Raw genomic sequence first — 11,968 nt, 5'->3', positions numbered from 1 at the left:
CTCCGCAGTGTAGAGCTTGCAGCCCCTGAGCCCGAACCGCTTCGCGTCCTCACGCAGCTGCCGCAGCCCCTGCTCGCCCAAGCGCGGGTCCCAGCAGTGGTTGTAGGTGAGCTTGTCCGGGTGCGCCTTCGCCAGCGCCGACGCCTCCTCGGTCTGCCCGAACCCGTTCACGTAGAACTCGCCCAGCGCCGCGGGCTGGAAGATCGCGTGGTCCACGTGACCGACCTCGAACAGATCGTGCATCAGCCGGTCACCGCCCTGGTAGAGGTAGTCCTCGTAGGGCCAGACCTCGGACTCCGGGCTGAGGTTGCGGTGGTAGTCGTAGAAGCAGTCGATGAACTGCTTCCCGTGGATGTTGCGCTGGTTCTCCGGTCGCGCGTCCCACAGCGCGACGTGGGCGTCGACGATGAAGTAGTCCTGGCCGTCCTTCGAGTACACCGTTGTCTCCTGTCAGTCGGTGTCGGCGACGGTAGGCGGCGCGAGCGGGTCCGCAGGGCCGTGACGAGTCTCAACGTGAGACGTCTTCGGCACCGCCGGACCACGGGTGTGTGTCACATTGGGGTCGGGAGCAGCGTCCGAGGAGGTGCGCAGATGGAGGTCCAGCGGAGCGTCACCGCGACCCCGCGGTTGTCCGCGTCCTGGCGGCGCAGCGAGGACTACGGCATCCCGCTCGACGCCGTGAACCCGGCGTTCAGCGGCGGCGTCGACAGCGCGGTCGACGGATCGCTGTTCTACGAGTGCGGCCAGGAGATCCTGGGCGGGCTGCGGGACACCCTGTCCGGCGAGCCCGTCAGCATGATGTTGACCGACGCCGACGGCCTCGTCCTCAGCCGGGTGTGCGACGAGTCGGCCCTGGTCAGCGCGCTCGACAAGACCTACCTGGCCCCCGGGTTCGCCTTCTCCGAACGCGAGGCGGGGACCAACGGGTTGGGCCTCGCGCTGGCCGACCGTGCGCCGTCGCTCGTGCGCGGCGAAGAGCACTACTGCACCGGGCTGTGGGGCTACACGTGCGCGGCCGCCCCGGTCATGGACCCCGTGTTCGGACGGCTGCTCGGCAGCGTCAACCTCACCACCTGGTCGGAGAAGTCCGCGGGTCTGCTGCTCGCGCTCGCCCAGACGGCGGCGGGCCACACCTCCACCCTGATGCTCGCCCGCGGCCGCGGGGCGCAGGCCCGACCCACCCCCAAGGGTGAGGTCTTCCGCGTGTTCACCGCCCAGCGCGACACGGCGTCGCCGCCCGCCCTCGGCGAGGCCTGGGAGTCCGCGCTGGCCGAGACCGTCGCGGCGCTGCGGTCCGGCCGGACGGTGGGCGTGATCGGGGAGGCCGGCGTCGGCAAGACCGCGCTGCTCGCCGCGGCGCTGCGCCGGGTGCACCGCGACCACCGGATCCTCAACGCCCGCCCGCCGGACCCGCGGGACGCCGACTCCTGGCTCGCGCTGTGGACCCCCGAGCTCGCCAAGGACCGCACCAGCGTGATCGCGGGCGGGGTGGACGCGCTGCCGCTGTGGGCGGCCTCGGAGCTGGCCACGATCGTGGGTGCCGCGCGGGGCGCCTCGCTCGCGGTGACGGCGTCGGAGGCCGCGGGGATCCCGCACCCGCTCTCCCGCCTGCTCGACACGGTGGTCTCGCTGCCGCCGCTGCGGCAACGGCCCGACGACGTCCTCCCGCTGGCCGAGTACTTCGGCGAGGTCGTCCGGGGCCGCGCGGTGCGCTTCACCCCCGCCGCGGCCCGCGCCCTGCGCACCTTCGCCTGGCCCGGCAACGCCGAACAGCTCCGGCGCGTGGTCCGCGAGGCCGTGACCAGGGGCGACGTGATCGACGTCCACCACCTGGCCCCCGAGGTCCTCTGCGGGTCCAGCCGCACCCTGACCCGCATCGAGACCCTGGAGCGGGACGAGATCGCCCGTGCCCTCGCCGAACCCGGCATCACGGTCACCCAGGCCGCGAAGAACCTGGGCATGAGCCGCGCCACGATCTACCGCAAGATCACCCAGTACGGCATCCGCCCGGAGTAGCGCCGACCACGATCGCACGTTTCGTGCTCCCAGTGCTGCATGATCACGATTTGTGTGCGCTCACGGTGGTGCGCACAGCACGGAGAGCACGAAACGTGCGGGGTGGGGCGGCCGGGCACAATGGCCGCCCGTGAGCGACGACGATCCCGGGGCGACGGAGTGGGCGGTGCCCGGGCAGGTGGGGGTCGGCCCGTGGGTGGGCGCGCCGCCCGACGACCCCCGCTACGACCCCGAGCTGTTGGCGGGCGGTGACCGGCGCAACGTCGTGGACGCCTACCGCTACTGGCGCCGGGACGCGGTGGTGGCGGACCTCGCCGCGCGGGCGCACCCCTTCCACGTCGCCATCGAGAACTTCGGCCACGACCACAACATCGGGACCGTGGTGCGCACGGCCAACGCCTTCGCCGCGGCGGCCGTGCACATCGTCGGACGACGGCGGTGGAACCGGCGGGGCGCGATGGTCACCGACCGCTACCAGACGCTGCACCATCACGAGAGCGTCTCCGGTCTGGTCGCGTTCGCCCGCGCGCACGGGCTCGCGGTCGTGGCGGTGGACAACACCGAGGGCTCGGTGCGGCTGGAGACCGCGGAGCTCCCGCGCGACTGCGTGCTGCTGTTCGGGCAGGAGGGCCCGGGCCTCACCCCCGAGGCCCGGGCCGGAGCCGACCTGCTGGTGTCGATCGCGCAGTTCGGTTCCACCCGCTCGATCAACGCCGGCGTGGCAGGCGGGATCGTGATGCACACCTGGGTCCGGCAGCACGCGGACCTCGACACCGCCTGGTGAGCGCACCGCCGACCCGCGAACGTGACGGCAGCGTTCTCGGCACCGCGCTCCGGTGACGCCCGCGCAGTCGGGGTGCGCCGAGTGTCACCGGAGCGTGCCTTCCGGAGCGCTCAGGTCACGCTCGCGCGGCGAGCGGGGTGGACAAGCCCGCCTTCACCTGGCGGCTGACGTCGTCCGCCAGCAGCTCGGTCGCGCCGGCCTCCAGCGCGTTCAGGATCTGGGTCGCGACGCCCGCCGCGGAGATCTTCGGAACCTCCAGCCGGGCGGTCATGTCGGTGTCCATGTAGGCCACGTGCACGGCCAGGACCTGGGTGTCCGGCAGTTCCGCCCGCAGCGAGTTCGTGAACGACCAGGCCGCGGCCTTGGACGCCGAGTACGCACCCGAGGGCGGGAGCGCGAGCCACGAGAGCACCGACAGGATGTTCACGACCGCCCCGCCGCCGTTGCGCGCCAGGACCGGCGCGAAGGCCCGCGCCACGGTGACCGGACCGAACAGGTTCGTCTCGAACTCCGCGCGGGCCGCGTCGAGGTCTCCCGTGAGCAGCGAGCCCGCGCCGGCCCGCCCGGCGTTGTTGATCACGATGTCGACGTCCGGCAGGTCCGCGGCGGTCTCGGCGACGGCCGCGGCGTCGGTGACGTCCAGCGCCACGGGGACGAGGTGGGGGTCGGTCACCGTGTTCGGGTTCCGCGCGCCCGCGTAGACCGTCTTCGCCCCGCGCTCGACGAGCTGCCGGGCCAGGTGGGCGCCGAGCCCACGGTTCGCGCCCGTGACCAGCACGGTGCTTCCGGCGATCTGCATCAGAGCCGCTCCAGGATCGTGGCGTTGGCGGTGCCGCCCGCCTCGCACATGGTCTGCAGGCCGTAGCGCCCGCCGGTCCGCTCGAGGACGCCGAGCAGGGTCGTGGCCAGCCGGGCCCCGCTCGCGCCGAGCGGGTGCCCGATCGCGATCGCGCCCCCGTCGACGTTCACCTTCGCGGGGTCCGCGCCGGTCTCGGCCAGCCAGGCCAGGACGACGGGCGCGAACGCCTCGTTGACCTCGAACGCGTCGATGTCCGCGATGGTCAGCCCGGCCCTGGCCAGCACCTTCGCCGTGGCCGGGATGATGCCGGTGAGCATGTAGATCGGGTCGTCGCCCGTCACGGTGGTGGTGTGGACGCGCGCCCGCGGCCGCCAGCCGCGCGCCGCCGCGATCTCCGAGGTGGTGACGAGCAGGGCCGCGGAGCCGTCGTTGATCGGCGAGGAGTTGCCCGCGGTGATCGACCAGTCGAGCTCGCCGAAGCGGTCGGTCCAGCGCTGGTCCGCGAACGCGGGGCGCAGCCCGGCCAGCGTCTCGACGGTCGTCCCGGGCCGGATCGTCTCGTCCCGCTCGAGCTGGGTGACGGAGCCGTCCGCGTGGGTGACCTTCACCGGCGCCACCTGGGAGGCGAAGAACCCCTGTTCCCAGGCGGCCGCGGCGCGGCGGTGGCTCTCCGCGGAGAACTCGTCCAGCCGGGTGCGGGAGAGCCCCCACTTCCGCGTGATCAGCTCGGCGCTGACGCCCTGCGGGATCAGCCCGCCGGGGTAGATCCGGCTGATCGACGGGCCCGCGACGTCCTGACGCACCCCGTCGACCAGCGCGGAGCTGCCGATCGGCACGTGGCTCATCGACTCCGCGCCCGAGGCGATCGCGATGTCGTACTCGCCCGCGATCACCCCGTTCGCCGCGAAGGACAGCGCCTGCTGGCTGCTCCCGCACTGCCGGTCCACGGTCACGCCGGGCACCGACTCGGGCAGTCCGGCCGCGATCGCGGCGAACCGGGTGGTGTTGCCGCTCTGCTCGCCCACCTGCCCGACGACGCCGCCGATCACGTCGTCGATCTCGTGCGGGCGCAACCCGGGCACCCGCTCGATGAGGCTGCGCAGCGCGTGGGCGTGCAGCTCCACCGGATGGACCTCGGCGTACGCCCCGCCCGGCCTGCCCTTGCCGACCGGTGTCCGGACGGCCTCGACGATCACTGCGTCACGCATCACGACCTCCTGGGTCTCTCACTGCAACCCAGTCTGCATTGCGCAGCGAGACTCAGCAAGGACTGCCGCGTCACTCGCAGAGCACGCACGGCCCGTCCGAGCCGGGCAGCTCGGCGTACCCCTCCTCCGGGATGACCAGCAACGCCTCCACGGGAGGGCCGCCCGGCGTGCGGTAGAGCCGCTGCGCCGCGGTCAGCCAGGGCTCCGGGTCGGGGAACTCCACCACGCTGACCAGCCCGTCCGGCAACCCCACGGTGTCCCCCGGGCCGAGCCGGCCGCCGATCCGGACGTACGCGCCCAGCCGGTTGAGCAGCCGGGCGGCGGTGGCCCGGCCCACCGCGAACACGATGAGCTCGGGATGCCCGAAGCCGGACAGCCCGACGGTGTAGACGAAGGGCGGGCCCTCGACGTCTCCCAGGACGGCCTGCAGCGCCCAGCCGTGGCGGCGGATGGTCTCGCGCTGCCAAGCCTCGTACTGGTCGGCGCGATGGACGGAGGCGGGGGTGTCGTGGTTCATGCCCGGGACGGTAGGGCCGACCCCCGACAAGTTCCCTCTGCCAGGATCAGGGGTGATGACCACCCTGTGGACAGAGCGCGCGGCCGCCGCCGAACGCGCCGTCGTGGCCCGGTACCTCCATCGCGTCGGCGGGTCCGTTCCCGCCACCCGGATCGGCCGGGTGCGCAGCCCCCGCGCCCGCCGCTTCGGGCCCTGGCACTACTGGTGGCAGGCCCATCTCCTCGACTGCCTGGTCGACGCCCAGCAGCGCAGCCCGACGCCCCGCCGGTCCGCACAGATCGCCGGCCTGGTCCGTGGCGTGCGGCTGCGCAACCTCGGCCGCTGGACGAACGACTACTACGACGACATCGCCTGGTTCGGCCTGGCCGTCCACCGCGCGGGGCCCCGGGCCCGCTCGGGTGCGCGGGCCGTCGCGGCGATCACCGCGCGCCTGCGCGCCGGGTACACCGACGACCTCGGCGGAGGCATCTGGTGGCGCCGCGGGGACGACTTCAAGAACGCCCCCGCCAACGGCCCGGCGGCGATCCTGCTGGCCCGCACCGGGGACGTCGAGCGGGCGGCGGCGCTCACGGACTGGATGACGGAGAACCTCGTCGACCCCGACAGCGGTCTGGTGATCGACGGGATCCGGGTGGGCGGGACGCGGGAGACGACCACCTACACCTACTGCCAGGGCGTCTACCTGGGGGCCTGCGTGGAGTTGGCGCGGCGGCGGGGCGACGCCCGGTGGCGGGAGCGGGCCCGCGGGGTCCTCGAGGCCACGGCGGCCCGGCTCGCCGAGCCGGACGGTGTGGTCGGCGGCTACGACGACGGCGGCGACGGCGGCCTGTTCAACGGCATCCTCGCCCGCTACCTGGCCGAGGCCGCTGTCCGGCTACCGGCTCTCCCGCACGCCCGGGACCTGGTCCTGGCCAGCGCCGAGTCCGTCTGGGAGCACCGTGCCGACACCCCGCACGGCCCCGCGTTCGCCCACGACTGGCGCAAGGCCGCCCGGGTGCCCGCGCCGGGAGCCCCGGAGGGGGACCTGTCCGTGCAGCTCAGCGCCTGGATGCTGCTGGAGGCGGCGGCGCGGGTCAGTGCCGCCGGTCGTCCGGCCGGATGACCGGGAGCTGCACCGTGGCGTCGGGGTCGAGCCCCGCGGCGGGCTTCTGCCTCCGCGCCCGGATCACCTCGACGATGATCGGCAGCACGGAGATCAGCACGATCAGGATGAGCATGAGCTCGATGTTGTCCCGGACGACCTGGAACTGGCCCAGGAAGTAGCCCAGCACCGTGACGCCCGCGGCCCACGCCACCCCGCCGATCAGCGAGTAGGTGAAGTACCGCTTCGGCTCCATCCGCCCGACGCCCGCCATGACCGTGATGAACGTCCGCACGATCGGCACGAACCGGGCCATCACGATGGCCCGGTTGCCGTACTTGTCGAAGAAGCCCTGGGTCTTCTCGACGTGCTCGGGTTTGAACAGCCTGCTCTTGGGCTTGTCGAAGATGGCCGGACCCGCCTTGCGGCCGATCCAGTACCCCGCGACGTTGCCGACGAACGCCGCGACCACCAGGAGCACGCACACCACCCACAGCGGTGTGCCGATCGCCCCCGTCGCGACGAACAGGCCCGCGGTGAACAGCAGCGAGTCGCCCGGCAGGAAGAAGCCGAGCAGCAGGCCGCACTCCGCGAAGATGATGAGCGCCAGGCCGAGCAGCGCCCACGGGCCGAGCCACGAGATGATGACGTCGGGCTTCAGCCACTCGGGACCGAGCGCCAGGGTGGTGGTCACAGGGCGAAACGGTACCGGGCCACCCTGTGGGCCCCGTCAGCCGACCGTGGGAAGCACCCCGGGGGCGAGCAGCGACACCAGCGCGATCCCGACCCCCAACAGCACCCCGGCCAGCAGCGCGACGGCGAGGGCGAGCGTGATCTGGCGGCGCAGGGCGGCTCGCGGGTCACCGTGCGGGCGCGGCGGCAGGCCGGTCGCGGAGACCCGGGCCTGGGCCCGGAGCGCCTCGGCCACTCTGTCCTCGGGGTGGGTCACGGCGGCCAGTCTCTCACCCCGGTCCGCCGGACCGTTCGGCCATGACCCGGGCCACCGTGTCCAGCGCGCGGCTCGCCGTCGACTTCACCGTGCCGCGGGTGATCCCGGCGGCCTCGGCGATCTCCGCCTCGGACAGTCCCCCGTAGTAGCGCAGCACCAGGACCTCGCGCTGGCGGGGCGGCAGGGTGCCCAGCGCGTCGACCACGGCCTGGTGCTCGGCGGAGAGCATGGCCAGCGACTCCGCGGAGCGGGCGTTGACCTGGTGGGGTGCCACGTACTCCCGGGCCGTGCGACGCCGGCGCAGCACCGACCGCGACCCGTTCACCACCGCCGTGCGCAGGTACCCGACGGCGGCCGCCTCGTCCCGCAGGCCGCTCCAGTGCCGGTGCAGGCCCGCGAAGGCCTCCTGCACGACGTCCTCGGCCGTGGCGGGCTCGTCCACGAGCAGGACGGCGAGCCGGACCAGGCGCATCCGGTGGTCCCGGTAGAGGTCCGCCAGGGTGAGCGGGCCGCCCGCCTGCGGAGCCTCCACCTCGGGGTCCGGACGCGAGTCGATGCGCCGCAACCGGCTCAGCGTCCGGTCCACCGTCTGCTCGACCGGGCTCTCGAACCCACCCGTTCCCGCTCCAACCCCCACGGGCCTACCTTAACGAGCGTGACTGACGTCCCCGTGTGAGTCGCGCCTGGTGGGCGATACTGACGGGCGACACCCGGCGGACCCCGAGGAGAGCGCGCAGATGCCGATCGCCACCCCCGAGATCTACAACGAGATGCTGGACAAGGCCAAGAGCGGTGAGTACGCCTACCCGGCGATCAACGTCACCAGCTCGCAGACCCTGCACGCGGCGTTGCGTGGCTTCGCTGAGGCGGGCAGCGACGGCATCGTCCAGGTCTCCACCGGCGGCGCGGAGTTCCTGTCGGGGACCCGGGTCAAGAACATGGTCACCGGCGCCGTGGCGCTGGCCGAGTTCGCCCACGTCGTCGCGGACTCCTACCCGGTGAACGTGGCCCTGCACACGGACCACTGCCCGAAGGACAAGCTGGACACCTACGTGCGGCCGCTGATCGCGATCAGCCGCGAGCGGGTGGACGCGGGCCGCAACCCGCTGTTCCAGTCCCACATGTGGGACGGCTCGGCCACCGAGCTCGAGGAGAACCTGAAGATCGCCGCCGAGCTGCTCGACGAGGCGGTCAAGGCGAAGATCATCCTGGAGATCGAGATCGGGGTCGTGGGCGGCGAGGAGGACGGCGTCGCGAACGACATCAACGAGAAGCTCTACACCGCCCCGGGCGACTACGAGCGGACCGTCGAGGCGCTGGGCGGCGGCGACAAGGGTCGCTACCTGCTGGCCGCCACGTTCGGCAACGTGCACGGCGTGTACAAGCCGGGCAACGTGAAGCTGCGCCCGGAGATCCTCAAGGAGGGCCAGCAGGTCGCCTCGGCGAAGCTGGGTCTCCCGGAGGGCTCCAAGCCCTTCGACCTGGTCTTCCACGGCGGCTCCGGCTCGCTGCTGGAGGAGATCCACGAGGCGCTGTCCTACGGCGTCGTGAAGATGAACGTGGACACCGACACCCAGTACGCCTACACGCGCCCGATCGCGGCGCACATGTTCACGAACTACGACGGCGTGCTGAAGGTCGACGGCGAGGTCGGCGACAAGAAGACCTACGACCCGCGCACCTACGGCAAGAAGGCCGAGATCGCGATGTCGGAGCGGGTCGTCGAGGCGTGCGAGTCGCTGAAGTCGGCGGGCAAGTCCCTGGCCGGCTGACCGCGTCCGGGCCGACGAGGCAGGATGGGCGGCATGAGTGTGCACGGCAACCTGCTGGGGCCTGAGCCGACCCGCCTGCCCGTCGACCCCGCCGCGGCGGCCCTCGCCGCGGGCGAGGACCCGGCGGACGTCGCCGCGGCGAACCCCGCGTCCTCGCTCGCCTGGGCCACCCTGGCGGAGAACGCCCTGGCCGAGAAGCACACCGTCGCGGCCTACGCCTACGCCCGCACCGGCTACCACCGCGGGCTGGACCTGCTGCGCCGCAACGGCTGGAAGGGCTTCGGCCCGGTGCCGTGGGCGCACGAGCCCAACCGGGGCGTGCTGCGTGCGCTCGGTGCCCTGTACCGGGCCGCGGAGGCCATCGGGGAGACCGACGAGGTCGAGCGGCTGCGGACGTTCATCACCGAGTCCGACCCGGAGGCCGCGGCCGCCCTGGGCGTCTCCTGAGGTGACGGTCGCGGGCCGGGCCCGGGCCCGGTTGGCGCTGGGCGGTCGCCGCCTGCGCGCGTCCGCGCTGCCGATCGTGCAGTGCGGCCTCGCCGCCGGGCTCGCCTGGTTCGTCGCCGCCGACCTGGTCGGGCACGCCCGGCCCTTCTTCGCCCCGATCGCGGCCGTGATCAGCCTGGGGGTGTCCCTGGGCTCGCGGCTGCGGCGGGCGGGCGAGCTGGTCGTCGGGGTGAGCCTCGGCGTACTCGTCGGCGACCTGCTCATCTCCTGGATCGGCACCGGGGTCTGGCAGATCGCCCTGGTGGTGATGCTCGCCGTCGCGGCGGCCGTGTTCACCGACGGCGGCACGCTGATCGTCGCCCAGGCCGGTGCGTCCGCGGTGTTGGTCGCGACCCTGCTCCCGCCGGGGGACACCGGCGGGATCGACCGGTGCGTCGACGCGCTGATCGGCGGGACCGTCGGCGTGCTGGTGGTGGCGGTGTTGCCGTCCCACCCGCTCGGGCCGGTGCGCAGGCAGGCACGACACGCGCTCGACGAGCTGTCCGCGGTCCTGTTCGGGATCGCGGACGCGCTGCGGGCCCGGGACGAGCAGGCCGCGAGCGCCGCGCTGTCCCGCGCCCGCGCCTCCCAGCCGATCGTCGACGACCTGCGCGCCGCCGTCCGCTCCGGGCGCGAGGTCACGACCGTCGCCCCCGGCAGGCGCCCGCACCGCGCCGAGCTCACCCGGTTCTCCGAGCTCGCCGAACGCGTGGACTACGCCTTCCGCAACACCCGGGTCCTCGCCCGGCGGGCCCTCGCCGCCCTCCAGGACGACGAACCCGCCGTCGACGCCCTGCCGGACGCCGTCACCCAGCTCGCCACCGCCGTCCGCAGGCTCGCGGACGAGGTGCGCGGCGGCCACCGGGAGCAGGCCCGGGACGCGATCCTCGAGCTGGTGCACGAGGCCCCGATCCTCGCCGAAGCGGGTGACCTGGGCATGTCCGAGCAGGTCATGGTCGCCCAGCTGCGCTCCATCGCGATCGATCTCCTCCAGGCCACGGGCCTGACCCGCCGCGAGGCCGTCGCCGCGCTGCGGGCCGAGTTGTAGCGCGGCTCCGCCGCCCGTGCGTGGGAAGTGGTGCCAGAGCACCACTTCCCACGCACGACCTCGGGGCGGCTCAGAACGCGATGCGGTCGAACAGCTCCCGGAGCCGGGCCCGGCGGGCCGGGCGACCGGCCCCGACCCACGCGATCCGGCCGAGCAGGTGCTCGCGGAAGGCGGGGTGCGCCTCGCGGTTCTGGCCGTCGGGTCCGTGCTGGACGCAGTTGTGGAGCAGCGCGCGCAGGTCGTCGTAGTCCCGGCGGGAGGCGGCGGGGGTGGCGTTGACGACGAGGCCGGTGACCCGCTGGCGGTGGTGCGCGGGCATGATCCGGGTCTTGTCCGGCCGCAGGGTGAAGCCCTCCGCCGCCGCGATCGCCGACACCCGCCGGACCAGCCCGTGCACCGGCAGCTCGTCGCCGGAGAACACCAGGTCGTCCGCGTAGCGCCCGTACCGTGCGCCGACGGCCGCGGCGAGCCCGCCCAACCGCCGGTCCAGCCCGTGGGCCAGCAGGTTCGCCACGGCGGGCGAGCTCGGTGCGCCCTGCGGGAGGTGCGGCAGCGCGAGTCGCTGCCGCTGCGACGACGGGCCGCGCCGCAGCACCGCCCGGGGCGTACTGGCCACGAGCATCCCGGCCAGCACCCGCGCGACGGCGGCCGGGTAGCCGGCCGCGCGCAGCAGGCCCGCGATGCGGGCGGGCCCGATGCGGGTGAAGAAGCCCTCGACGTCCAGCCGCACGACCATGGCGCGGCCCGCGTGCTCGGCGGCCAGGGTGAACGGGGAGCGCCCCCGCACGTAGCCGTGGGCCGCGGGGTGCACCGGGATGCGCCCGAGCACGCGGCGCCCGATCCGGCGCTGCAGCTCGGCCAGCCGCGGCCCGGGCGTCTCGATCAGCCGGTCGCCGCGCCACACCGCCCGGTAGTGGTGCAGCGGCCCCTCCGGGGCCCGGCGCAGCCAGCCGCCGGGGTCGGCGAACCACTCCGGCTCGCCCGCGCGCAGGTCCAGCCCGGCGGCCAGCTCGTCCACGCTCGCCCAGCGCGCGACCGGCCACCGCCACACCGGTGCCGGCTCCTCGACGACGATGCGGCGCCCGAGCGCGCCCCGGATCCCCGCCAGCAGCTCGGCGTGGGCGGCCCGCGGCGCCTCGGGCCACTGATCGACCAGCCGGGCGGCGACCTCGGGCGCCCGTTCCCCGAGGACCTCGCCCAGCGTGTGGGTCAGGGCCCCGAGGCGCCACGGCACCCCGAGCAGCGCCCGCAGCACCGCCTCCGGATCGGTCACCGCGCGGACCCGACGGCCGTGATCCACACGTCGGG

The 11,968-nt window shown here is 73.9% G+C and carries 14 protein-coding genes; 6 read left to right on the top strand and 8 right to left on the bottom strand.

Annotated elements, in window-relative coordinates:
- The coding region (locus BLS43_RS16985) for an amidohydrolase family protein (protein WP_176921378.1) at positions 1–438 on the bottom strand (438 nt) is incomplete at its 3' end.
- A gap of 153 nt (positions 439–591) precedes the next feature.
- Here BLS43_RS16985 and BLS43_RS16980 point away from each other — a divergent pair.
- Positions 592–2,016, top strand: coding sequence for an AAA-type ATPase lid domain-containing protein (locus BLS43_RS16980; RefSeq protein ID WP_093085620.1), 1,425 nt, complete (start codon positions 592–594; stop codon positions 2,014–2,016).
- Positions 2,017–2,146: 130 nt separating this feature from the next.
- Positions 2,147–2,800 (top strand): TrmH family RNA methyltransferase, encoded by a 654-nt coding sequence (locus tag BLS43_RS16975; protein WP_093085617.1) that lies wholly within the window; start codon positions 2,147–2,149, stop codon positions 2,798–2,800.
- A gap of 115 nt (positions 2,801–2,915) precedes the next feature.
- Here the strand turns inward: BLS43_RS16975 and BLS43_RS16970 are convergent, their stop codons facing one another.
- The 3 genes from BLS43_RS16970 to BLS43_RS16960 form a co-directional block, all read right to left on the bottom strand.
- Positions 2,916–3,599, bottom strand: a complete 684-nt coding sequence (locus tag BLS43_RS16970; protein WP_093085614.1) for an SDR family oxidoreductase — start codon at positions 3,597–3,599, stop codon at positions 2,916–2,918.
- Positions 3,599–4,807: a thiolase family protein gene (locus tag BLS43_RS16965; protein ID WP_093085611.1), complete on the bottom strand. Its 1,209-nt coding sequence runs from the start codon at positions 4,805–4,807 to the stop codon at positions 3,599–3,601. The genes BLS43_RS16970 and BLS43_RS16965 overlap by 1 nt, the downstream gene beginning before the upstream one ends.
- A 70-nt stretch (positions 4,808–4,877) precedes the next feature.
- Positions 4,878–5,324: a DUF4262 domain-containing protein gene (locus tag BLS43_RS16960; RefSeq protein WP_093085608.1), complete on the bottom strand. Its 447-nt coding sequence runs from the start codon at positions 5,322–5,324 to the stop codon at positions 4,878–4,880.
- Positions 5,325–5,379: 55 nt separating this feature from the next.
- Here BLS43_RS16960 and BLS43_RS16955 point away from each other — a divergent pair, with 55 nt between their 5' ends.
- Positions 5,380–6,426: a glycoside hydrolase family 76 protein gene (locus BLS43_RS16955; RefSeq protein WP_093085605.1), complete on the top strand. Its 1,047-nt coding sequence runs from the start codon at positions 5,380–5,382 to the stop codon at positions 6,424–6,426.
- On the opposite strand, the gene BLS43_RS16950 is transcribed toward BLS43_RS16955, so the two are convergent.
- Genes BLS43_RS16950 through BLS43_RS16945 form a run of 3 tightly spaced genes read right to left on the bottom strand, consistent with a single transcriptional unit; the run spans position 6,398 to position 7,991 of the window.
- Complete coding sequence (locus BLS43_RS16950; protein WP_093085602.1) at positions 6,398–7,099, bottom strand: DedA family protein; 702 nt, start codon at positions 7,097–7,099, stop codon at positions 6,398–6,400. The two genes, BLS43_RS16955 and BLS43_RS16950, sit on opposite strands and share 29 nt — an antisense overlap.
- A 36-nt stretch (positions 7,100–7,135) precedes the next feature.
- Positions 7,136–7,354: a hypothetical protein gene (locus BLS43_RS30075; protein WP_176921377.1), complete on the bottom strand. Its 219-nt coding sequence runs from the start codon at positions 7,352–7,354 to the stop codon at positions 7,136–7,138.
- A 13-nt stretch (positions 7,355–7,367) separates the two neighbouring features.
- Positions 7,368–7,991: an RNA polymerase sigma factor gene (locus BLS43_RS16945; RefSeq protein WP_093085599.1), complete on the bottom strand. Its 624-nt coding sequence runs from the start codon at positions 7,989–7,991 to the stop codon at positions 7,368–7,370.
- A gap of 100 nt (positions 7,992–8,091) precedes the next feature.
- Here BLS43_RS16945 and fbaA point away from each other — a divergent pair, with 100 nt between their 5' ends.
- From fbaA to BLS43_RS16930, 3 genes are read left to right on the top strand one after another with little or no spacing between them, the layout of a single operon-like run.
- On the top strand, positions 8,092–9,126 hold the full coding sequence (fbaA, locus tag BLS43_RS16940; protein ID WP_093085596.1) for a class II fructose-bisphosphate aldolase: 1,035 nt from the start codon (positions 8,092–8,094) through the stop codon (positions 9,124–9,126).
- A gap of 33 nt (positions 9,127–9,159) precedes the next feature.
- Entirely contained in the window at positions 9,160–9,573 is a 414-nt protein-coding gene (locus BLS43_RS16935) for a DUF3151 domain-containing protein (RefSeq protein WP_093085725.1), read from the top strand.
- A gap of 1 nt (position 9,574) precedes the next feature.
- Entirely contained in the window at positions 9,575–10,660 is a 1,086-nt protein-coding gene (locus BLS43_RS16930; RefSeq protein WP_237195137.1) for an FUSC family protein, read from the top strand.
- A 70-nt stretch (positions 10,661–10,730) separates the two neighbouring features.
- Here the strand turns inward: BLS43_RS16930 and BLS43_RS16925 are convergent, their stop codons facing one another.
- Positions 10,731–11,933, bottom strand: coding sequence for a reverse transcriptase family protein (locus BLS43_RS16925; RefSeq protein ID WP_093085593.1), 1,203 nt, complete (start codon positions 11,931–11,933; stop codon positions 10,731–10,733).
- Positions 11,934–11,968 lie beyond the last annotated feature (35 nt).

This window comes from Pseudonocardia oroxyli (assembly GCF_900102195.1).
Lineage (GTDB): Bacteria > Actinomycetota > Actinomycetes > Mycobacteriales > Pseudonocardiaceae > Pseudonocardia > Pseudonocardia oroxyli.
This window is presented reverse-complemented; position numbering and strand designations above follow the sequence as displayed.